Source organism: Ancylobacter radicis (genome assembly GCF_018449475.1).
In the GTDB taxonomy this organism is placed as follows: Bacteria; Pseudomonadota; Alphaproteobacteria; order Rhizobiales; family Xanthobacteraceae; genus Ancylobacter; species Ancylobacter radicis.
In genome coordinates this window covers 135,120-154,877 of record NZ_JAHCQH010000015.1, presented here as the reverse complement: position 1 = coordinate 154,877, position 19,758 = coordinate 135,120, and the positions used below count along the sequence as shown (strand labels likewise).

20 protein-coding genes are annotated in these 19,758 nt (G+C 69.9%); 11 read left to right on the top strand and 9 right to left on the bottom strand.

Features of this window, described 5'->3' with window-relative positions:
• Positions 1 to 95: 95 nt before the first annotated feature.
• Complete coding sequence (locus KIP89_RS06840; protein ID WP_213754664.1) at positions 96 to 542, top strand: MarR family winged helix-turn-helix transcriptional regulator; 447 nt, start codon at positions 96 to 98, stop codon at positions 540 to 542.
• Here the strand turns inward: KIP89_RS06840 and KIP89_RS06835 are convergent.
• On the bottom strand, positions 532 to 1,482 hold the full coding sequence (locus tag KIP89_RS06835; RefSeq protein WP_213754663.1) for a LysR family transcriptional regulator: 951 nt from the start codon (positions 1,480 to 1,482) through the stop codon (positions 532 to 534). The genes KIP89_RS06840 and KIP89_RS06835 overlap by 11 nt on opposite strands.
• Before the next feature lie 185 nt (positions 1,483 to 1,667).
• Here KIP89_RS06835 and KIP89_RS06830 point away from each other — a divergent pair, with 185 nt between their 5' ends.
• The 4 genes from KIP89_RS06830 (at position 1,668) to moaB (ending at position 4,913) form a co-directional block, all read left to right on the top strand.
• Positions 1,668 to 2,600 (top strand): ring-cleaving dioxygenase, encoded by a 933-nt coding sequence (locus tag KIP89_RS06830; protein ID WP_213754662.1) that lies wholly within the window; start codon positions 1,668 to 1,670, stop codon positions 2,598 to 2,600.
• Positions 2,601 to 2,663: 63 nt separating this feature from the next.
• Entirely contained in the window at positions 2,664 to 3,326 is a 663-nt protein-coding gene (locus KIP89_RS06825; protein ID WP_213754661.1) for an alpha/beta hydrolase, read from the top strand.
• Positions 3,327 to 3,435: 109 nt separating this feature from the next.
• On the top strand, positions 3,436 to 4,329 hold the full coding sequence (ypfJ, locus tag KIP89_RS06820; RefSeq protein ID WP_213754660.1) for a KPN_02809 family neutral zinc metallopeptidase: 894 nt from the start codon (positions 3,436 to 3,438) through the stop codon (positions 4,327 to 4,329).
• 8 nt (positions 4,330 to 4,337) lie between these two features.
• Positions 4,338 to 4,913 carry a molybdenum cofactor biosynthesis protein B gene (gene moaB, locus KIP89_RS06815; protein WP_213754659.1) on the top strand — a complete coding sequence of 192 codons (576 nt, stop codon included), beginning with the start codon at positions 4,338 to 4,340 and terminating at the stop codon, positions 4,911 to 4,913.
• A 3-nt stretch (positions 4,914 to 4,916) separates the two neighbouring features.
• Here moaB and KIP89_RS06810 read toward each other — a convergent pair whose 3' ends face one another.
• The gene (locus KIP89_RS06810) at positions 4,917 to 5,501 is read right to left on the bottom strand and encodes a glycosyltransferase family protein (protein WP_213754658.1); all 585 of its coding nucleotides are present in this window, start codon (positions 5,499 to 5,501) and stop codon (positions 4,917 to 4,919) included.
• Between the two features lie 325 nt (positions 5,502 to 5,826).
• Between KIP89_RS06810 and KIP89_RS06805 the strand changes: the two genes are divergently transcribed.
• A complete protein-coding gene (locus KIP89_RS06805) occupies positions 5,827 to 7,077 on the top strand; it encodes a PA0069 family radical SAM protein (RefSeq protein ID WP_369807065.1) in 1,251 nt (416 codons plus the stop codon).
• Positions 7,074 to 7,559 carry a VOC family protein gene (locus tag KIP89_RS06800; protein WP_369807064.1) on the top strand — a complete coding sequence of 162 codons (486 nt, stop codon included), beginning with the start codon at positions 7,074 to 7,076 and terminating at the stop codon, positions 7,557 to 7,559. The genes KIP89_RS06805 and KIP89_RS06800 overlap by 4 nt, the downstream gene beginning before the upstream one ends.
• A gap of 83 nt (positions 7,560 to 7,642) precedes the next feature.
• On the opposite strand, the gene KIP89_RS06795 is transcribed toward KIP89_RS06800, so the two are convergent.
• Entirely contained in the window at positions 7,643 to 8,326 is a 684-nt protein-coding gene (locus KIP89_RS06795) for a DsbA family protein (protein WP_213754657.1), read from the bottom strand.
• Positions 8,327 to 8,428: 102 nt separating this feature from the next.
• Positions 8,429 to 8,992, bottom strand: a complete 564-nt coding sequence (locus KIP89_RS06790; RefSeq protein ID WP_213754656.1) for a DUF721 domain-containing protein — start codon at positions 8,990 to 8,992, stop codon at positions 8,429 to 8,431.
• A gap of 98 nt (positions 8,993 to 9,090) precedes the next feature.
• Between KIP89_RS06790 and mutY the strand changes: the two genes are divergently transcribed.
• Positions 9,091 to 10,179: an A/G-specific adenine glycosylase gene (gene mutY / locus KIP89_RS06785; protein ID WP_213754655.1), complete on the top strand. Its 1,089-nt coding sequence runs from the start codon at positions 9,091 to 9,093 to the stop codon at positions 10,177 to 10,179.
• An 82-nt stretch (positions 10,180 to 10,261) separates the two neighbouring features.
• The gene (locus tag KIP89_RS06780; protein ID WP_213754654.1) at positions 10,262 to 10,450 is read left to right on the top strand and encodes a CsbD family protein; all 189 of its coding nucleotides are present in this window, start codon (positions 10,262 to 10,264) and stop codon (positions 10,448 to 10,450) included.
• Between the two features lie 52 nt (positions 10,451 to 10,502).
• Here the strand turns inward: KIP89_RS06780 and KIP89_RS06775 are convergent, their stop codons facing one another.
• Both KIP89_RS06775 and KIP89_RS06770 read right to left on the bottom strand, forming a co-directional pair.
• Positions 10,503 to 11,108 (bottom strand): glutathione S-transferase family protein, encoded by a 606-nt coding sequence (locus KIP89_RS06775; RefSeq protein ID WP_213754653.1) that lies wholly within the window; start codon positions 11,106 to 11,108, stop codon positions 10,503 to 10,505.
• 5 nt (positions 11,109 to 11,113) lie between these two features.
• The gene (locus KIP89_RS06770; RefSeq protein ID WP_213754652.1) at positions 11,114 to 12,301 is read right to left on the bottom strand and encodes a site-specific DNA-methyltransferase; all 1,188 of its coding nucleotides are present in this window, start codon (positions 12,299 to 12,301) and stop codon (positions 11,114 to 11,116) included.
• A 145-nt stretch (positions 12,302 to 12,446) separates the two neighbouring features.
• Between KIP89_RS06770 and KIP89_RS06765 the strand changes: the two genes are divergently transcribed.
• Complete coding sequence (locus KIP89_RS06765; RefSeq protein WP_369807063.1) at positions 12,447 to 13,505, top strand: FUSC family protein; 1,059 nt, start codon at positions 12,447 to 12,449, stop codon at positions 13,503 to 13,505.
• A 19-nt stretch (positions 13,506 to 13,524) separates the two neighbouring features.
• On the opposite strand, the gene KIP89_RS06760 is transcribed toward KIP89_RS06765, so the two are convergent.
• The 3 genes from KIP89_RS06760 to KIP89_RS06750 form a co-directional block, all read right to left on the bottom strand.
• The gene (locus KIP89_RS06760) at positions 13,525 to 14,169 is read right to left on the bottom strand and encodes a methyltransferase family protein (RefSeq protein WP_213754651.1); all 645 of its coding nucleotides are present in this window, start codon (positions 14,167 to 14,169) and stop codon (positions 13,525 to 13,527) included.
• A 93-nt stretch (positions 14,170 to 14,262) separates the two neighbouring features.
• Complete coding sequence (locus KIP89_RS06755) at positions 14,263 to 15,258, bottom strand: DMT family transporter (RefSeq protein WP_213754650.1); 996 nt, start codon at positions 15,256 to 15,258, stop codon at positions 14,263 to 14,265.
• A gap of 131 nt (positions 15,259 to 15,389) precedes the next feature.
• Positions 15,390 to 15,941 carry an Lrp/AsnC family transcriptional regulator gene (locus KIP89_RS06750; protein WP_213754649.1) on the bottom strand — a complete coding sequence of 184 codons (552 nt, stop codon included), beginning with the start codon at positions 15,939 to 15,941 and terminating at the stop codon, positions 15,390 to 15,392.
• 299 nt (positions 15,942 to 16,240) lie between these two features.
• Between KIP89_RS06750 and KIP89_RS06745 the strand changes: the two genes are divergently transcribed.
• Positions 16,241 to 19,693, top strand: a complete 3,453-nt coding sequence (locus tag KIP89_RS06745) for a chromosome segregation SMC family protein (RefSeq protein WP_213754648.1) — start codon at positions 16,241 to 16,243, stop codon at positions 19,691 to 19,693.
• The last annotated feature ends 65 nt before the right edge of the window (positions 19,694 to 19,758 follow it).

Below are 19,758 nucleotides of genomic sequence, written 5' to 3'. Positions count from 1 at the left end.
CGGCGGTTACGCAAAATCCCGCTTGTCGTTGCATCGCGCGCGGGGCACGCTGATCGAACGTCCCGCCCTCCGGGGAAGCAGGTTTCCGATCGCCGATGTCCAAAGACGAACCATTGAAGCTCGATCAGTTCCTCTGCTTTGCGGTCTATTCGGCGAACCATGCGTTCAACCGGGTCTACAAGCCGATCCTCGACCGTCTGGGCCTCACCTATCCGCAGTTCATCGCCATGGTGACGCTGTGGGCCGAGGATGGGCCCACCGTCGGGCAGATCGGCGAGCGGGTGCTGCTGGAGACCAACACGCTGACGCCGCTGCTCAAGCGGCTGGAAAGCGCCGGCCTCGTGCGCCGGGTGCGCGACGCGGCGGATGAGCGGCAGGTGCGCATTTTCCTCACCGAGAAGGGCCGGGCGCTGCGCTGCGAGGCCGAGGGCGTGCCGGCCGAGATCAGTCTGTGCCTCGACCGCGATGCCGCCGCCATCGCCGAGCTGACCGGCGAACTGACGCGGATGCGCAACACGCTGCTGGCCCGCGTCAAGCCGTAGGCGGCGCTTCCGGCGGCTCCGCCTGATGGCCGGCCTCGCCCTCGATGAAGCGGCGGTGGCGGGCAATCTCCACCGCCAGAAAATCGAGGAAGGCCCGCACGCGCGGGGAATGGCGCAGATCGGGGTGCGTGAGCAGCCAGAGATCGGCGGCATAGTCCTCATTGGGCGGAGCAAGCCGCACCAGCGAGGGGCGGGCATCGCCGATCACGCAGGGCAGATGGCCGATGCCGATGCCCGCCTCCACCGCCTCGGCAAGACCGAGCACGCTGTTGATCTTGTAGGCGACCCTGTCCGGGGTGACGTTCTCCTGCACGAATTTGACCGCTTTCAGCGTGCCGAGCGTGTCGCCCAGCGACACCCAGTTGCGGGCCTCTAGTTCCTCCGGCGTCGCTGCCGCCGGATCGGGGAAGTCGATGGCCCGGCCATACAGCGCCCAGGCGATGCGGGCGACACGGCGGCCGACGAGGTTTTCCGGCGGATGGTCGGTGGCGCGTACCGCGACATCCGCGTCGCGCTTGGAGAGATTGAGCGGCTGGTTGCTCAGCACGATGTCGAGCCGCACCTCGGGATAGCGTTCGCGAAAGGTGGCGAGCATCGGCATCAGCAGATGGATCAGCAGCGAATCGGGCGTGGTGACCCGGAGTTCGCCGGAGGGCGCCGGCTCGCGGCCGGCGAGCTTGCGCCCGACCGAGGTGATCTCCTCGTCGAGCCGGTTGGCCAGCGCCACCAGTTCCTCGCCGGCGGGGGTGAGAGCGTAGCCGGTGCGGTGACGCTCGAACAGCAGCGCGCCGAGTTGCTCCTCGACCTGCTTCAGCCGGCGGAACACCGTGGAATGGTTGACGCCGATGGCCGCCGCCGCCGCCGGAAGGCCCTTGGCATCGGCCACGGCCTTGATCAGCCGGAAGTCGTCCCAGGCCAGATTCTTGAACGGCTCCGCCATACGGCTCTCCACCCATCCTGCAAGGCATTGCAATTAAAAGGATATGTTCGATCGAGCAGGTGATCGCACCATAGCAGCCATAACGTCATTGCGTCAATGCAATTGATAGTGGATGGCATTGCGCCAATGCCGGGTTATCTATGTTCCCAACAGAGCGCGGTTGGCGCTCGGATGAGGGCACGATCATGAACCGCAATGGCATCCATCATGTTACGGCAATCGCCGGCAATGCGCGTCGCAATGTCGAATTCTATACCCGCACGCTCGGCCTGCGCCTGGTGAAGAAGACCGTCAATTTCGACGATCCCGGCACCTATCACTTCTATTATGGCGATGAGGTCGGCGCGCCCGGCACCATCCTCACCTTCTTCCCGTGGGATCATGTGGCGCCGGGCCGGCTCGGCGTCGGCGAGACGCAGGAGACCGCGTTCCGCGTGCCGGAGGGCTCGATCGGTTACTGGACGCAGCGTTTCGTCGAGAAGGGCGTCGCCCATAGCGCCCCGGTGAAGCGTTTCGGCGAGACCGTGCTGTCCTTCAAGGACCCGCACGGCATGCGCCTCGCGCTGGTCGGTGTCGCCGGCATCGAGAACAGCCCGGCCTGGATCGGCACGGATGTGCCGGCCGAGCACGCCATTCGCGGCTTCCATTCGGTGAACCTGCTGCTGGCCGAGGCCGCGCCGACCGGCGCCATCCTCACCGACATCTTCGGTTTCACCGAGATCGGCCGCGAGGGGTCGCTGGTGCGTTTCAAGGCCGAGGGCACGGAGATCGGCGGCATCGTCGATATTCATGAGGCCGGCGGCTTCCTCCCCGCCCGCATGGGCGGCGGCTCGGTGCATCACATCGCGTTCCGCGCGGCGGACGATGCGGCCGAGTTCGCCATGGTGAAGAAGCTGCAGGAGAACCACGGCATCCGCACCACGGAGCAGAAGGATCGCAACTACTTCCGGTCCGTCTATTTCCGCGAGCCCGGCCATGTGCTGTTCGAGATCGCGACCGACGTTCCCGGCTTCGCCGCGGACGAGCCGGCCGCCCAGCTCGGGCAGGCGCTGAAGCTCCCCGATTTCCTGGAGAGCCGCCGCGCCCAGATCGAGGCCGTGCTGCCCGAAATCGCCTGAACCCAATCTCTACCCGCCCGCCACTTCCGGCGGGCGGGATATTTTTCCCGCCAGGAGGCCGTCATGAGCGTCAACGCTCCGCTGTCCCGCGCATCCGCCAATGCCGAACTCTCCTTCCTCCATCGCTTCGAGCCGGGCCGCGATCCGGCTGCCGCGCCGCTCTTGCTGCTGCACGGCACCGGCGGCGACGAGAACGACCTGATCCAGCTCGGCCGCATGATCGCGCCGGACGCGCCGCTGCTCTCGCCGCGCGGCAAGGTGATGGAAGGCGGCATGCCGCGCTTCTTCCGCCGCCTGCGCGAAGGGGTGTTCGATGAGGCGGATGTTCGCCTGCGTGCCGCCGAACTTGCGGATTTCGTCCGCGAGGCCCGCGAAGCCTATGGTCTCGCCGCGCCGGTGGCGGTCGGCTTCTCCAATGGCGCGAACATCGCCGCCGCCCTGCTGCTCACCCGGCCGGGCGTGCTTGCCGGCGCGGTTCTGCTGCGGGCCATGGTACCTCTGGCCGAACCGCCCAAGGCGGACCTCGCTGGCACGCCGGTGCTGCTGCTCTCGGGCGGCATGGACCCGATCGTGCCGGAGGAGAACGCGGCGCGGCTTGCCGGTCAGCTCCGCAATGCCGGGGCGCGGCTCGATCATCGCACGCTCTCTGTCGGTCACGGCCTGTCGCAGGCCGACCTGACGCTGGCGCGCGATTGGCTCGCCACCGTTCCCACCAGCGCCGCCTGACGTTTCCTGCGTTTCCTGACGGAACCGCCGGGCTCCCCACGCATTGCCGCCACGGTGCGGGTGCATCACCATCGCACCGCGGCGGCAGGATACGGGACGGAGAACGGGCATGAGGTGGGGGGATTTCCGGCGCAGCAGCAATGTGGAGGACCGGCGCGGCAGCGGTGGTTCTGGCGGCGGCGGCCTGCCCGGCGGCCGTGGCGGCCTCGGCATAGGCGGGCTGATCATTGTCGGCCTCATCGCCTGGGCCACCGGCATCAACCCGGCGGTGCTGATCGGCGGCGCGGAAATATTGATGGGTGGCGGCGACAGCAGCACCAGCCAGCCGGCGCCTTCCCAGACCGCCCGCGGCACCCCGCCGAAGGACGAGATGGGCCAGTTCGCCAGCGTCGTGCTCGCCCAGACCGAGGATGTCTGGACGCCGATCTTCAAGGCGCAAGGCGCGACCTACCGCCCGCCCGGCCTCGTCCTGTTCACCGGTGGCACGCGCTCGGGCTGCGGCGCGGCGCAGTCGGCGATGGGCCCGTTCTACTGCCCGACCGACCAGAAAGTGTATCTCGACCTCACCTTCTTCGACGAGATGAAGCGCCGTTTCCGCGCGCCGGGCGACTTCGCCGCCGCCTATGTCATCGCCCATGAGGTCGGCCATCACGTCGAGAACCAGATCGGCATTCTCGCGCAGGTGCAGGAGCGCCAGCGTCAGTCCTCGCGCGCCGAGGCCAACGCGCTTTCCGTGCGCGTCGAGCTGATGGCCGACTGCCTCGCCGGGGTCTGGGCGCATCACGCCGACGCGAAGTGGCGCATTCTCGAGGAAGGCGATATCGAGGAGGCGATGAACGCGGCGTCCGCGATCGGCGACGACCGGCTGCAGAAGCAGGCGCAGGGCTATACGGTGCCGGACAGCTTTACCCACGGCACCTCGGCCCAGCGCGTGAGCTGGTTCCGCAAGGGGCTCGACACCGGTTCGATGAAGCAGTGCAACGCCTTCCAGGGCCGCATCTGAGGAACATCATGAGCGCCGACGCCAACACGCCCGCCGAAAAGCCCTTCGTGCCGCTCGCCATCGCGGTGCTGACCATCTCCGACACCCGCACACCGGCCGATGACCGTTCTGGCAACACGCTGGTGGAGCGGCTGGAGGGCGCGGGCCACCGCCTTGCCGCCCGCGCCATCGTACCCGATGATGTCGACACCATTCGCGCGCAGGCGGCGGGCTGGATCGCCGACCCGGCGGTCGATGTGGTCATCACCACCGGCGGCACCGGCTTCACCGGCCGCGATGTGACGCCGGAGGCGGTGGAGCCTCTGTTCGAGAAGCGCATGGAAGGCTTCTCGACCGTGTTCCACATGATCTCCTTCCAGAAGATCGGCACCTCGACGCTACAAAGCAGGGCCACGGCGGGCGTCGCCAATTCCACCTACATCTTCTGCCTGCCCGGCTCGCCCGGCGCCTGCCGCGATGGCTGGGACGGCATCCTCGCCCATCAGCTCGACGTCCGGCACAAGCCCTGCAATTTTGTGGAAATCCTTCCCCGGCTCGACGAGCATCTCAAGCGCGGCAAGCTGAAGGCGCCGGCGCCGGTCTGAGGGTCAGGCGGCGGGCAGCAGGATCTGCGAGCGCAGCAGCACCAGCCCGCCCCGTCCGATGCGGGCGGTGAGCCGGCGAGGGGCCTGAGCGCCGGCCTCATGGCCGCCGAGCGCGTCATAGAAGCGGCGGTGGATCAGCAGCCCCTGTTCGGGCCGCGCGCGCCCGGTGAGCGCATGGCGCGCCACGGCGGCAGCTTCCCGCAGACGCGGGGTGACGCCGAAGCCATCCAGCGCGAGACGGAAGGTGGCCGCCTGCCGGTCGTTTGCGCCCATGCGCTCCATCTGGTCGATGAAGCCGCGCACCTCCCGCGTCCAGCCTTCCTGCAACAGCCCGACGGGCTCCAGGAACAACACCCAGGACATGCGCGCTGCCGCCGCGCCGAGGCGCAGCCGGGCACCGATCTCGGCCGGGCCCTGCAGATAGTCGCAGCCGGCGGCATCGGCGATCTCCGCGACATCCGACGATTCGCTCCCGTCCACCAGCAGCACCTCGCGCACCAGCCCGGCGGCGGCGCCGGGTACCAGCGCGGCGAGTGTGGGGATCAGCAAATTGGGGCTCGCCCCCGTGGGAATGACCACTGAAATCACGCGTCCAGCCACCTCGATCTGAAGGTTATGGATTGGTGCAAAAGGACTTTAGGAGAACGTCGTTCTGCCTATAGCACCATGCCCGGGGCGTATAGCGTCCCCCTTGGTTTTTCGACATATGTTCTTGATATGTTCTCATAAGGCGCCTAGAAATGGGCCCATGCAACGCCATCCCACAGCCCCCCTCCCGGAATGGCCGGCGCCCGCCCCGCCTGCGTCGCCCCATCCTGTTCACGGATCACAGCCTGTTCGCGCCCCCCAGCCCGACCGCCCGCCGCGGGCGGACAAGGCGATGGGCAAGCCGGCGGGTAAACCGGCGGACAAGTTGGCGGACAGGCCGGCGGGACCGAAAAAGGCTCCGCGCGCCGGCCGGCATCTCGGCCGGTTGCCGGAGGAGCGCCGCGCCGCCGAGGAGGAGGCGGCCCGCGCCGCCGCCCGCGACCTCACCGGCCTGTCGGAGATCGACATCGTACCGGAGCCGCCGCCGCAGGCGCGCTTTATCGAGGGCGAGCGCCGGCGTGGGCGCGGCGCGCTCTCCAATGCCGCCGGCCGCTTCGAGCCGACGGCGCGCGAGGCCTTCGACGATGGCTGGCAGAGCCTCGACGAGCTGCCGCCCTTCCGCACCAGCGTGACGGTGGAGAAGGCGCGCACCATCATCACCCGCAACGATTCCCCCGATGTCGGCTTCGACCGCTCGATCAACCCCTATCGCGGCTGCGAGCATGGCTGCGTCTACTGCTTCGCCCGCCCGACCCACGCCTATCAGGGCCTGTCCGCCGGGCTCGATTTCGAAACCAAGCTGTTCGCCAAGCCGGATGCGCCGGAGCTTCTGGCCAAGGAACTGGCCAAGCCCGGCTACGAGCCGCGCACCATCGCGCTCGGCATCAACACCGATGGCTACCAGCCGATCGAGAAGGAATGGCGGCTGACCCGCCGCATCCTCGAAGTGCTCAGCGATTTCGGCCATCCGGTCGGCATCGTCACCAAATCGGCGCTGGTGCTGCGCGATCTCGACATTCTCGCGCCAATGGCCGCGCGCGGTCTCGTCAAGGTCGCGCTCTCCGTCACCACGCTCGACCACAAGCTCGCCCGCACCATGGAGCCGCGCGCCGCCACGCCGCAGCGCCGTCTTGAGACGATCCGCCGCCTGAGCGAGGCGGGCGTGCCCACCGCCGTCCTGGTCGCCCCGGTCGTGCCGGCGGTGACGGATGCGGAGCTGGAGCGTATTCTCGATGCCGCCGTGGCGGCCGGCGCGTCGGAGGCCGGCTATGTCATGCTGCGCGTGCCGCTGGAGATCCGCGACCTGTTCAAGGAATGGCTGCTCGCCCATTTCCCGGATCGCTACCGCCACGTCCTGTCGCTGCTGAAGGAACTTCATGGCGGCAAGGAATATGATTCCGCTTTCGGCCAGCGCATGACCGGCAGCGGCCCCTATGCCTGGACGCTGGCCCGCCGCTTCGAGATCGCGAGCGAGCGCCTTGGCCTCAACCGGCGCCATCTGCGGCTGACCACGCGCCATTTCCGCCGCCCCCCGCAGAGGGGCGAGCAATTGTCGCTGTTCGGGGAAGGCGCATGATGGAAAGCTCAATCAACGCAGCTGGCGCAGCGGTGCCGGCAACGCCGCGCATGGCGCCGCTCCATGTCTCGCTGATCACGCTGGGCGTGGCGGACCTGCCGCGTGCGGTTGCCTTCTATGAAGCACTTGGCCTGGTGCGGCGCGACAAGGCGGCCAAGGGCGCGGCCTTCTTCCAGGCCGGCGCGGTTGTGCTGTCACTCTACCCGCGCCACGATCTCGCCGCTGATGCCGGCGTGGTCGATGGTCGGACCGGCGTGTTCGGCGGCATCGCGCTGGCGTGCAACCGGCCCAGCCGGGCCGAGGTCGACACCACGCTGATCCGCGCGGTGGCGGCCGGCGGGCGCGGCCTTCGCCCCGCGCAGCCGACCTTCTGGGGCGGCTATTCCGGCTATGTCGCCGATCTCGACGGCCATGCCTGGGAGGTCGCCTACAACCCGTTCTTCCCGGTAGATCCAGAAGGGCGGCTCACTTTGCCAGAGTGAGGGCGAGGGCGATGCAAAAAGCCCGGCGCTAAGGCCGGGCTTCACGCCGCGTCGGAAGGCGGGGGCGTCGCAGCCCCCATGCCTCACTGCGCGAGCAGCGGCGCCAGTTCCTTGTCGAGTTCCTCGGGGCTCAGCGCGCCGGAAACCTTCTTGCCGTTGATGAAGAAGGTCGGCGTCGAATCGATGCCGAAATCCTTCGCCCCGCGCTGGGCGGTCGCGTCGATGTCGCCGGCCAGCTTCTGGTCGTTGAGGCAGGTGTTGAACTGCTGCTCGGTCATGCCGCTCTGCTTGGCAATGGCGAGCAGGGCCTGCGCCGGATTATTGGTGAAGGCCCAGTTCTTCTGCGTCTCGAACAGCGTGTCCGTCATCGGGTAATATTTGCCGTCCCCGGCGCAGCGCGCCAGCATGAAGGCGGCCTTGGCGACGATGTCGAGCGGGAATTCGCGCAGGATGAACTTCACCTTGCCGGTGTCGATGTACTTTTCCTTGAGCACCGGAAAAGTGGTCTCGTGGAAATGCGCGCAGTGGCCGCAGGTCAGCGAGGCATATTCGACGATGGTGACCGGCGCGTCCGCCTTGCCCAGCACATTGTCCGGCAGCGCGCCGGGCGCCATGAGCTGCGTCATGTCCACCGTCTGGGCTTCGGCCCGGCCGATGAAGGAGAAACGCTCCGCGCCGAGGCTCTCCGGGCTCGCCAGCGCGACCAGCGCGGCGGTGGTGAGGGCGGCGGCTCCCAGCCCTTCGAGAAGGCGGCGACGGTCGATCATGGATGGTCTCCGAAGGGAAAGCCGGCCGCGCGGCCGGCGTTGACGTCTAGCGCCTACAGGCAGCGCGCGAACATGGCAACGGTACGGCAGGCATGGCCCCTGTCACCGCTGCGTGAAGATTTGCCGCGGAGCGGCGGGTTGGGCCGTGCCGGCCACGCCGGCGCGCGTCGTCGTGGCGTCCGCTCCCGCCGGGCCGCGCTCGCGTTCCACCAGCGCGCCGAGCCGGGCCAGCGCGGCGGCAAGGCCGGGGTCGTCGAAAGGGCCGAGCCGGCTGGCGATGGCCGCGCATTCGGCCTCGCCCGGCTCGATGAAGCGCCGGCGCGGCGGGCGCAGAACCGGCACCGGCCCCTGGCGCAGGGCCAGCCGGCCGATGCAGCGCCAGCCGAAATAGCGGTTGACCCGCTCGATGACGACCGGCGCGTCGTGCTGGAGTTCGATCGCGTAGCCGCCCTCCACCCGCACATGCAGCACGCCCGGCTCCGGGCTGTCCTGCCGGCTCGGCCAGGCGAGTTTGATCGGCACCGCGCGCGCCGCCAGCGCCTCGCCCACAATATCTGCCCAGCGCGTGACGATCTCCACCGAGGCGAGGCCGCGCTGGCGGCAGCTCTCGGCGATGGTGGCGTCGATCAGGTCGGCAAGGGGCTTGGGGCCGCGACGGGGGGGCATGAAGGCGGGTTCCGGCATCAATTCACAGGAGCGTATCGCGGCGGGCTTGCCGACCGCGCCGGGCCGGCCCACCTTGGCGCACCGAGACAGAAGATCGCATGCCTGCCCGCTCCGATAAAGCCACCCTCCGAAATCCCGCCATCCCCGGCCTGCCGGCGCCCGATCCCGCGCGCCTTCTGGAGTGGTATGACCGCCATCGGCGGCATCTGCCCTGGCGCGCGCCGCCCGGCGAGCGGCAGGACCCGTACCGCGTGTTCCTTTCCGAGATCATGCTCCAGCAGACCACGGTGGTGACGGTGCGGCCCTATTATGAGGGCTTCCTCGCCCGCTGGCCGCGCGTGAGCGACCTTGCCGCCGCGCCGCTGGAGGAGGTGCTCTCCGCCTGGGCGGGGCTCGGCTATTATGCCCGCGCCCGCAACCTGCATGCCTGCGCCCGCGCCGTGGTGGAGCGTCATGACGGCCATTTCCCGCCGGATGAAGCGAGCCTGCTCGCGCTGCCCGGCATTGGCCCCTATACCGCCGCCGCCATCGCCTCGATCGCCTTCGAGCAGCGCGCCGCCCCGGTGGACGGCAATTGGGAGCGCGTCATCGCCCGCCTGTTCGCCGTCGAGGAACCGCTGCCGAAGGCCAAGGCGGGGCTGCGCGCGCGCGGGCTGGCGCTGCTGCCGTCCGCCCGCTTCGGCGATTTTGCGCAGGCGATGATGGATCTCGGCGCCACCCTCTGCACCCCGCGCAAGCCCGCCTGTGCGCTCTGCCCCTGGCAGGCGCCCTGCGCCGCCCGCGCCGCCGGCGAGCCGGAACGTTATCCGCTGAAAGCCGCCAAGGCGGCACGGCCCACCCGGCACGGCATTGCCTTCCTCGCCGTGCGGGCGGATGGCGCGGTTCTGGTGCGCTCGCGCCCGCCCACGGGGTTGCTCGGCGGCATGAGCGAGGTTCCCTCCACCCCGTGGGAGACGGAAAGCGCGGGCGATCCCGCCCGGTATTCCCCGCTGAAGGCGCCGTGGCGCGCGCTCAATGCGCCGGTCACCCATGTGTTCAGCCATTTCGCGCTGGAACTCACAATCTGGCGGGCGGATCTGCCCGCCGGCACGCCCGCTCCGGCGGGCCATCGCTGGGTCGCCCCGGCCGGCTTTGACGCCGAGGCGTTTCCCAGCGTGATGCGCAAGGTGCTCGCCCGGATCGATTAAATCGGCGTGATCGGCGAACCCTCAGCGACCTCGAACGTTGTCCCTGCGAGCCGCACGAACGCGGAAAAACAGGAGACACATCATGGGTAGCACCGCTGACAAGGCGAAGGGCATGGCCAATGAGGCCATCGGCAATGTGAAGCAGGGCGTCGGCAAGGCCACGGGCAATGATCGCCTGCGCGTCGAAGGCGCGGTCCAGGAGCTCAAGGGCGAGGGCCAGCAGGCCAAGGGCGAGATCAAGGATGCGGTCAAGAAGGCCGGCAATCTCTGAGCCGCCCCACGAAAACGACGAGGCCGCCCCACCGGGCGGCCTTTTTGTTGGGTCAGTCCATCAGCCCGATATGGTCGGGCAGGGCCACGACACGGGCGAGCCAGGCCTGCACGCCGGGGAAGCCGGCGAGGTCATAGCCACCCTCTTCCGCCGTGTGGGTGTAGGCATAGAGCGCGATGTCGGCGACGCTGAAGGCGTTGCCCGCCAGCCAGTCGGCGCCGGCGAGCCGGGTTTCCATCACGCCCAGCGCGCGGTTGCCGGCGTCCAGAAGCTGCGCCAGCCGCTCCGGCGTCGCCAGATGCGCCCGCTCCTCATAGATGAACAGCGCCCGTCGCACCGCCAGCGCCGGCTCGTGGCTGTACTGCTCGAAGAACATCCATTCATACATCTTGGCGCGCTCATAGCGGTCCGCCGGCACGAGGGGGCTGCCCTCGGCCAGATAGAGCATGATCGCGTTCGATTCGGCCAGGAAGCGGCCATCCTCCAGTTCCACGGTCGGCAGCTTGCCGATCGGGTTCTTGGCGAGGAAGTCCGGCCGGCCGGCGGAGCCGTCGCGCGCGGACATGGTGACGCGGTTCAGCGTCACGCCCAGATGCGCGGCGGCGAGCCGGACCTTGTAGCTGTTGCCGGAGTCCGGCACGTCATAGAGGGTGATCATGCCGCTCATTCCGCCGCCATCGCCATTTCCGAGCGCACGGCGGCGCGCAGCGAATCGATCGGGCGCAGGCCCTCGCGGGTCTGGATGTGCCAGTAGGTCCAGCCATTGCAGGCTTCCAGCCCCTGCGCGATGGCGCCGGCGCGGTGGATCGAGCCGACCTGGCCGAGGCCGGGCGCGGTTTCCAGCGACAGCATGCCATCGGCCCGCACCAGCGCCCGGACCCGGTGCTTGGCATCGGTCAGCAGCGTGCCGGGCTCCAGCATGCCGCGCTCGATCAGCGCGTTGAAGGCGATGCGCGGCGCCTCGCGGGCGGAAGGGGCGAGGGCCAGCGCCGCCTCCGGCAGCGGTTCCACCGCGTCGATGCGCGCCTGCGCGGCATCGGCATAGGTGGCGTCGCGCTCGATGCCGATGAAGTGCCGGCCGAGCCGCTTGGCGACCGCCGCCGTGGTGCCGGAACCGAGGAACGGGTCGAGGATCACATCGCCGGGCTTGGAGGCGGAGAGAATCACCCGCGCCAGCAGCGCCTCGGGCTTCTGCGTCGGGTGGACCTTGTGGCCGGCCTCGTCCTTCAGCCGCTCATGGCCCGAGCAGATCGGGAACAGCCAGTCGGAGCGCATCTGCACATCCTCATTGGCCGCCTTGAGCGCCTCGTAATTGAAGGTGTAGCCCTTGCCGGCCGGATCGCGCGAGGCCCAGATCAGCGTCTCATGCGCGTTGGTGAAGCGCCGGCCGCGGAAATTCGGCATCGGGTTGGTCTTGCGCCAGATGATGTCGTTGAGGATCCAGAAATCGAGATCCTGCAGCATCGTGCCGACGCGGAAAATGTTGTGATAGGAGCCGATCACCCAGAGCGTGCCGGTCGGCTTCAATACCCGGCGCACCGCCAGCAGCCAGGCGCGGGTGAAGGCGTCATAGGCCTCGAAGCTCTCGAACTTGTCCCAGTCGTCATCCACCGCGTCGACGCGGCTCTCATCCGGGCGCTTCAGCTCGCCGCCGAGCTGGAGATTATAGGGCGGGTCGGCGAACACCATGTCGACCGAGCGGGCCGGCAGCTTGGCCAGCTCGGCGATGCAGTCGCCGCGCAGGATGGTGTCGAGCGGCAATGTGCCGGCGGGATAGCCTCCCCGCGACGGGGAGGGGACGAGACTGACGCGGGGGGCCTTTCGGGCCTCCCCAGTACGAACCACCTTCATGGACGGCTACCCGACGCTCGATGACGCAACAGAACTGATTTCCACAATCTCCGCTGCTCAGGGTAAAGACGGGGTAAAGCGTCACCCCTACTTTGTCGCCAAGTCACGATCAAAGCGTCAACCACGCTGTTCAGGAGCCGCCCGCGTGGCCGAGACTGCCGCCCTCCGCCCGGCCGCCCCGCCGCCGCCATCGCTCCCGCCCGGCCGCTGGCATGGCGACGGGTTGATCGCCCGCTCGGTGCGCTTTGCCCTTACCCTGATGGCGCCGATCGGGCTGGCGCTGCTGGTCGGGATCGATTTCTGGCTGATCTACGCCATGGTCACCTGCATCCTCGCCTTCACGCTGGACACGGGCGGGCGGGCCGGGCAGCGCCTCGCGGCGATGGCGGCGGCGGGTATCGTGGTTCTGCTCGGCACCGCGCTCGGCACGCTGGTGGCCGGCCATATGGCGCTCACCGTGCTCGCCTTCGCCGGGATCGGCGTGCTCTACGCGCTGGTGGAGAGCCTGCATCAGAGCGCGGCAATGGCGGCGCGCTTCGCCTGCCTGACAGTGGCCATCGGCGCGCTCTACGCCCCGCTCCAGCCGGTCGATGTCGCGGCGGTCGGCCTCTTCGTTCTCTATGCCTGGGGCGTCTCGCTCGGCTGGGATGTCGCCGTGGGCGTTTGGCGGCCCTCGACCGCGCCGCAGCTGCGGGACCTGCTGGCACGGCTGCGCGCCACCGAGCGGGAACGCTGGATCTTCGCCGGCGCGGTGGCGGTGGCGATTCCGGCGGCGTTTCTCACCAGTCTCGCGCTGGGCCTGCACCGGCCCTACTGGGCGCTGATCGGCGTCGTCCTGGTGCTGCGCGCCGATTCGCTGGCGAGCCGCACGCTGATGGGGCAGATGCTGCTCGGCACGGCGCTCGGCGTCGCGGTCGCGCTGGCCTTTGGCTGGCTGTTTCCCGCGCACCAGGCGGCGCTGGCGGGGATGATGCTGGCGGCGCTGCTGCGCTGGCCGGCGCAGCAATACAACAATGCGCTCGGCACCGCCGCGCTCACCGTCTTCATCATGCTGCTGCTGGAATTTGTGGCCGGCGGCGTCGCGGGGGCGGCCCACGACATCATGGAGCGCCTGATCGACATGGGCGTCGGCTGCGCCTTCGCCATGGTGGCGCTGGGGATCGACCGGCTCGGCCAGCGTGTGTTCGCGCGGCGGGGGGCGTGAGCGGGCCGCGCGCCGCCCGTCAGGGCACCAGCCAGAGCACCGGCAGCAGGCCCTGACCCTGCGCCATCTCGATCCCTTCCGCCAGCGGAATGGCGGCCAGGAACACGCAGGCGTCGAGGAAGGTGCGCATGACCAGCTGGGTGCGGATTTCCAGCGCGTCGACATTCTCCCACAGCCGGAAATTCGGGATGAAACGCGGCACCCGCGCCTTATAGGCGAGATAGGCCTCGCCGAATTTCTGAGTGAGGAAACGCTCCTCCTTACGCACCACGATGGTGAAGACCAGCACGGTGAGAAGCGTGGCGGCCAGCGCCGCCGTGATGCTGCCGAACTGCGCCCCGGCGCCGGCCGCGCCGATGAAGGAGAAGACATAGAGCGGGTTGCGGCAGATCGAGTAGGGGCCGAGCGCCACCACCTCGTTCTTCTTGCGCCCGCCAATATAGAGCGAGCACCAGGTGCGCCCGACAATGGCAAGCAGCATCAGCCCGAGGCCGACGATCTCGATCGTCTCATGCAGCCCGTGCTCGGTCGTGTCGGCCCAGAGCGAATGGCTGAACAGCAGCACGCCGACCGCGAGGCCGCCCAGCCCGAACAGCACCAGCTTGCGGATATGCTGGACCGCACCGATGTCGAGGGCGGGCGTGGCGTTGGGGGCGTTACTCATGGCTGTGACCGTGCAGGGGCTGACCAATTTAGAAGTATTCTACTCCTAAGAGGCCCGTGCAGCGGCTTTTTTTGGGCAGCCGGCAAAAGAAAATCAGTCGAGGGTGGGGACGGGCCGGTTGCGCGGCGCGCGCCCGCCAAACCTCAGCCCGGAAAGCCCCAGCCCGCCGAGCACGAGGGCAAAACCCAGCGCGTGATAGAGGTGCAGCGTCTCGCCGAGCACGCTCACCGCCAGCCCTGCGCCGAATACCGGCATGAGCTGGAGGAACTGGCCGGCCCGCGTCGGGCCGAGCACCGCCACCCCCTTCGCCCACAGCACAAAGCCGAGCGTCGGCAGGCTCGCCACATAAAGCACCAGCAGCCCCGCCGTCCCGGCTTCCCGCGCGTCGAAGGCGAGCGGCGTGGTGGCCAGTTCCCATAGCGCCAGCGGCGCCAGCGCCACGAGGCCGAAGGGAATGCTCACCGTGAGGGCGGCAGCGGCCGAGAGCCGGCAGGGAAAGCGTTTCAGCAGCACCGCATAGAGCGCGAAGGCGCTGATGCCGAGAAACAGCACGAGGTCGCCGCCGTGGAAATCGAGCCGGGCCAGCGTGCCGAGGTCGCCGCGCAGCACGATGAAGGCGACACCGGCGGTGGAGACGGCCAGCGCCAGCCGCGCGCGGGCGCTGGTGCGCTCGGACAGGATCAGCCAGCCGAGCAGCCCGACCACGATCGGCGCGGCCGAGCCGATGATCGAGCCGTTGACCAGGCTGGTATGGGCGAGGCCGGCATAGATCAGCACGGTGAAGATGGCGATGTTGAGCACCCCCGCCGCCGCCCAGAGCCACCAGCGATGGATGATCTCATCCCGGTGCGCGGCGATCTCGCGGAAGGTGAAGGGGGCGAGCAGGGCGAAGGCCAGCAGCCATCGTGCGGCCGAGAAGGTGGCGGGCGGCAGCAGATCGGCGGCGAGCCGCCCGGCGAGGAAATTGCCGGACCACAGCAAGGCCGCACCGGCCAGCGCCAGCGCCGCAAGGCCGGCGGAGAGGGGAACCTGCACCGGGCGGGCGGTGCGCGATACCAGCGGAGTAAGCGTGTCTGCCACGAATGCCATGACGCGTCTCCCGAGTGCGTGCCGACCCCGCGACGGGACATCAGCCGATATAGGTCAGTGTAGTTGACCTAGCGCGGCATGTCCTTGCGTTGTGGAGGGCTGGAGCCGGGCGCGCGCGGCAGATTCTGCCGTCAGAGGCGCTTTTTTGCGCTCGCGCTTTCGCTGCCTGTTTTGTCGGCAGGGTTCTCCGGCGTGGCGGGAAGAGGGCGCAGATGATCGAGCGGCAGGCGCGAGCGTTCCTTCACCCGCTTCAGCGCCAGCGAGGAGCGCACGCCGCGCACGCCGGGCAGGCCCATCAATATGTCGTGGGCGAAACGGGCGAAGCCTTCCAGATCCTCGCACACCACATGCAGCATGTAGTCGCTGTCGCCGGTCACGCTGTAGCAGGCGACCACCTGCGGCAGGGCGATCACCGAGGCTTCGAAGTCGCGCGCGGCCTCCTCGACCTGCCGCTCCAGATGGACATGGATGAAGGCCATCACGCCGAGCCCGAGTCTTGAGGCATCGAGCCGCGCCTCATAGCCGGCGATCAGCCCTTCCTCCTCCAGCCGCCTTGTGCGCCGTAGGCAGGGCGAGGGCGAGAGGCCGATGCGGTCGGACAGGTCCTGATTGGTCAGACGCCCATCCTCCTGCAATTCCCGGAGAATGCGCAGATCGAACATATCGAGGCTGGGAACGCGCATTTTCTGCCTCCCCTAGGGTCATGCGCGGCAGGCTGTGCCGCTTATGGTCAGAATGGCGGCAGGGCGTGGCGTCCCGCAACTCAACTTTGGTCAAGCAAGCTGACCTGATGGGCGGCCGTCCGTTCGACCGTCATGGCCGGGCTTGGCCCGGCCATCCACGTCTTGGCGCGTGCGGTCGAAGGCGTGGATCCCCGGGCCGAGCCCGGGGATGACGAATCGGGCGGCAAAATCCCAACATGTCGTGGATCGCGCCCCGCGAAACACTTGAACTTGTGGGTCCCGCGCGGCACGCTAGGGCCATGAAATTCACCCGGCTGCGCGTTACCGGCTTCAAGACCTTCGTCGAGCCGACGGAAATGCTCATCGAGCCCGGCCTGACCGGCGTGGTGGGCCCGAATGGCTGCGGCAAGTCGAACCTGGTCGAGGCGCTGCGCTGGGTGATGGGCGAAAGCTCCTACAAGGCGATGCGCGCGGAAGGGATGGACGACGTCATCTTCGGCGGCTCCACCACCCGGCCGGCGCGCAACACCGCCGAGGTCGTGCTCACCGTCGACAATGCCGACCGGTCCGCTCCCGCCATCTTCAACGATGCCGACGGGCTGGAAATCTCCCGCCGCATCGAGCGCGAATCCGGCTCGGCCTACCGCATCAATGGCCGCGAGGTGCGCGCCCGCGACGTGCAGATCCTGTTCGCCGACGCGTCCTCCGGCTCGCGCTCGCCCTCCATGGTGCGGCAGGGGCAGATCGGCGAGATCGTCGGCGCCAAGCCGTCCGCTCGCCGGCGCCTGCTGGAGGAAGCGGCCGGCGTCGCCGGGCTTCATGCCCGCCGCCATGAGGCGGAGATGCGGCTGCGCGCGGCCGAGACCAACCTGACCCGGCTCGACGACGTGATCGGCCAGATCACCGGCCAGCTCGACGCGCTGCGCCGCCAGTCGCGGCAGGCGGCGCGCTACCGCGTCGTCTCCGGCGACATCCGCAAGGCGGAAGCCGCGCTGCTCTGGCTGCGCTGGTGCGAGGCCGCCGGGGCGCTGGAGGAAGCCGCCCGCGCCCATGATCTCGCGGTGCGCGCGGTTGCCGATGGCACGCTGCAGCAGGGCGAGGCGGTCCGTGCCGCCGCCATCGCCGCCCATGAGCTTCCCCCCTTGCGCGAGGCCGACGCGGTGGCCGCCGCCACGCTCCAGCGCCTCACCCTGGCGCGCGGCGAGCTGGAGCGCGAGGAAGCTCGCGCCGGCCAGCGCCGCGAGGAGCTGGACCGCCGCCTCGCCCAGCTGGCCGGCGATATGGAGCGCGAACGCGCGCTCGCCACTGACGCGCAGGGCGTGCTCGCCCGCCTCGCCACCGAGGCCGAGGAACTGGAAGCCGCTCTGGAGGAATCGGGCGACGAGGATGCGCAGGCGCTGGCCGAGCGCGATGACGCCGCGGTGGCACTCACCGAATCCGAGCGCGCCTTCGCCGACGCGACCGCCGCCCATGCCGAGCAGGCCGCCCGGCGCGGCGCGCTGGAGCGGGCGCTGCGCGAATCGGGCGAGCGGCTGGCCCGGCTGGAGCGCGAGGTCGCCCAGTTCACCGAGCAGCATCGCCAGGCGGAAGGCCTTGCCGGGGCCGGCCGGCTGGAGGCGTGCCGCGCCGCCGCCGAGGCCGCGCAGGACGCTTTCGCCGAGGCCGAGAGCGTGGCGCAGGAGGTCGAGGCCGCCCATGCCGAGGCCCGCGCCGCGCTCGACCATACCCGCCGCCCGCTGTCCGAGGCCGAGCGCACCGCCCAGCGGCTCGACACCGAGGCCCGCACGTTGGCCAAGCTGCTCGATGTCGGCACGCCGCGCCGCTGGGCGCCGGTGCTGGATTCGATCCGTGCCGCGCGCGGCTTCGAGGCGGCGCTGGGTGCCGCGCTGGGCGACGATCTCGACGCCCCGGCCGATCCGTCCTCGCCTGTCCATTGGGCGCTGGTGCCGGCGGAAGGCGATGCGCCGCTGCCCGAGGGCGTGTCCCCGCTCGCCGCCCATGTCGAGGCCCCCGCCGTGCTCGCCCGCCGCCTCGCGCAGATCGGCGTGGTTGCCCGCGCGGACGGCGCGGCCCTCGCTTTGCGGCTGAAGCCCGGCCAGCGGCTGGTCTCCCGCGAGGGCGATCTGTGGCGCTGGGACGGTCTCAGCGCCGCCGCCGATGCGCCGACCGCCGCCGCCCGGCGCCTCGCCGAGCGCAACCGCCTTGCCGACATCCAGGCCGAACTGGTCGGCGCCCGCGCGCAGGTCGCCACCCATCGCAAGGCGCTGGAAGCCGCCGAGGCGGCGCTGCGCGCGGCCGGCTCGCGCGAGAACGCCGCCCGCGAGGCCCGCCGCGCCGCCTTGCGCGCCATGGAAACGGCCCGCGAGGAACTCGCCCGCACCGAACGGCAGGCCGCCGAGCAGGCCGCCCGCCTCTCGGCGCTGGCCGCCAATCTCGCCCGCGCCGAAGACGAGCGCGAGAGCGCGGCGATCGCGCTGGAGGAAGCCCGCGCGCAGGTCGCAGCCCTCGCCCCGGCGCTGGAGAGCGAGGCGGTGCTGGCCGAGGTGCGCGCCCGCGTGGCGCAGGACCGGGCCCGGCTGGCGGAACTGCGCGCCCGCGCCGACGGCCTGTCGCGCGAGCGCGAGCAGCGCCGCCGCCGGCTGCTCGCCATTGCCGAGGAACACCGATCCTGGCGCGCCCGCGCCGAGGGCACCGGCGAGCGCGTCGCCGCGCTGGAGGCGCGCATCGAGGAAGTGGCGATCGAGCGCGAGGAGCTGGACGAGGCGCCCGCGCGCTTTGCCGCCCGCCGTCGGGCCCTGCTCGACGAGACCGCCTGTGCGGATGCCGCGCGGCGCGAATCGGCCGACCGCCTCGCCGCTGCCGAGACCGCGCTGGCCGAGACCGAGCGCGCCGCCCGCGCCGCGCTCGAATCGCTGTCCGCCGCCCGCGAGACCAGCGCCCGCGCCGAGGCGCGGGTCGAGGCCGCCCGCCAGCGCCGCGAGGATCTGGTGCGCGACGTCTCGGACATGCTGGACGGCCCGCCCGAGAGCGCCCGCGAGATCGCCGGCTTCGCCGCCGATTCGCCGCTGCCGGAGGCCGCCGCGGTGGAGGCCGATCTCGACCGGCTGAAGCGCGAGCGCGAGCGGCTCGGCGCGGTCAATCTGCGCGCCGAGGAAGAACTCACCGAGGTCGAGACCCGCCAGCACGGCCTCACCGCCGAGCGCGACGACCTGACCGAGGCGATCAAGCGGCTGCGGCAGGGCATTCACAGCCTCAACCGCGAGGCCCGCGAGCGGCTTCAGGCCAGCTTCATCGTGGTCGACGGTCATTTCCGCCAGCTGTTCGGCACGCTGTTCGGCGGCGGCGAGGCGCAACTGATTCTCACCGATTCGGACGATCCGCTGGAAGCCGGGCTCGACATCATCGCCAAACCGCCGGGCAAGAAGCCGCAATCGCTCTCGCTGCTCTCCGGCGGCGAGCAGGCGCTGACCGCGATGGCGCTGATCTTCGCCGTGTTCCTCACCAACCCGGCGCCGATTTGCGTGCTGGATGAGGTGGATGCGCCGCTCGACGACGCCAATGTCGAGCGATTCTGCAACCTGCTGGACGAGATGCAGCGCCTCACCGAGACGCGCTTCCTCACCATCACCCACAACCCGATCACCATGAGCCGGATGAACCGTCTGTTCGGCGTCACCATGGCCGAACGGGGCATTTCCAAGCTGGTGTCGGTCGATCTGGCCACCGCCGAGAGCTTCCGCGAGGCCAGTTGAGACCCGCGCGGCGGGCATGGCGCGTCCTCGCGATGGGGCGTTTGCCGTATTTCGTTGCCGGCGCT

Excerpts from the sequence above, each read along its gene's own strand:
- KIP89_RS06840 (WP_213754664.1), top strand. The coding sequence starts at position 96 with ATGTCCAAAGACGAACCATTGAAGCTCGATCAGTTCCTCTGCTTTGCG.
- KIP89_RS06835 (WP_213754663.1), bottom strand. The coding sequence starts at position 1,482 with ATGGCGGAGCCGTTCAAGAATCTGGCCTGGGACGACTTCCGGCTGATC.
- KIP89_RS06830 (WP_213754662.1), top strand. The coding sequence starts at position 1,668 with ATGAACCGCAATGGCATCCATCATGTTACGGCAATCGCCGGCAATGCG.
- KIP89_RS06825 (WP_213754661.1), top strand. The coding sequence starts at position 2,664 with ATGAGCGTCAACGCTCCGCTGTCCCGCGCATCCGCCAATGCCGAACTC.
- ypfJ (WP_213754660.1), top strand. The coding sequence starts at position 3,436 with ATGAGGTGGGGGGATTTCCGGCGCAGCAGCAATGTGGAGGACCGGCGC.
- moaB (WP_213754659.1), top strand. The coding sequence starts at position 4,338 with ATGAGCGCCGACGCCAACACGCCCGCCGAAAAGCCCTTCGTGCCGCTC.
- KIP89_RS06800 (WP_369807064.1), top strand. The coding sequence starts at position 7,074 with ATGATGGAAAGCTCAATCAACGCAGCTGGCGCAGCGGTGCCGGCAACG.
- KIP89_RS06795 (WP_213754657.1), bottom strand. The coding sequence starts at position 8,326 with ATGATCGACCGTCGCCGCCTTCTCGAAGGGCTGGGAGCCGCCGCCCTC.
- KIP89_RS06790 (WP_213754656.1), bottom strand. The coding sequence starts at position 8,992 with ATGCCCCCCCGTCGCGGCCCCAAGCCCCTTGCCGACCTGATCGACGCC.
- mutY (WP_213754655.1), top strand. The coding sequence starts at position 9,091 with ATGCCTGCCCGCTCCGATAAAGCCACCCTCCGAAATCCCGCCATCCCC.
- KIP89_RS06780 (WP_213754654.1), top strand. The coding sequence starts at position 10,262 with ATGGGTAGCACCGCTGACAAGGCGAAGGGCATGGCCAATGAGGCCATC.
- KIP89_RS06775 (WP_213754653.1), bottom strand. The coding sequence starts at position 11,108 with ATGATCACCCTCTATGACGTGCCGGACTCCGGCAACAGCTACAAGGTC.
- KIP89_RS06770 (WP_213754652.1), bottom strand. The coding sequence starts at position 12,301 with ATGAAGGTGGTTCGTACTGGGGAGGCCCGAAAGGCCCCCCGCGTCAGT.
- KIP89_RS06760 (WP_213754651.1), bottom strand. The coding sequence starts at position 14,169 with ATGAGTAACGCCCCCAACGCCACGCCCGCCCTCGACATCGGTGCGGTC.
- KIP89_RS06755 (WP_213754650.1), bottom strand. The coding sequence starts at position 15,258 with ATGGCATTCGTGGCAGACACGCTTACTCCGCTGGTATCGCGCACCGCC.
- KIP89_RS06750 (WP_213754649.1), bottom strand. The coding sequence starts at position 15,941 with ATGCGCGTTCCCAGCCTCGATATGTTCGATCTGCGCATTCTCCGGGAA.
- KIP89_RS06745 (WP_213754648.1), top strand. The coding sequence starts at position 16,241 with ATGAAATTCACCCGGCTGCGCGTTACCGGCTTCAAGACCTTCGTCGAG.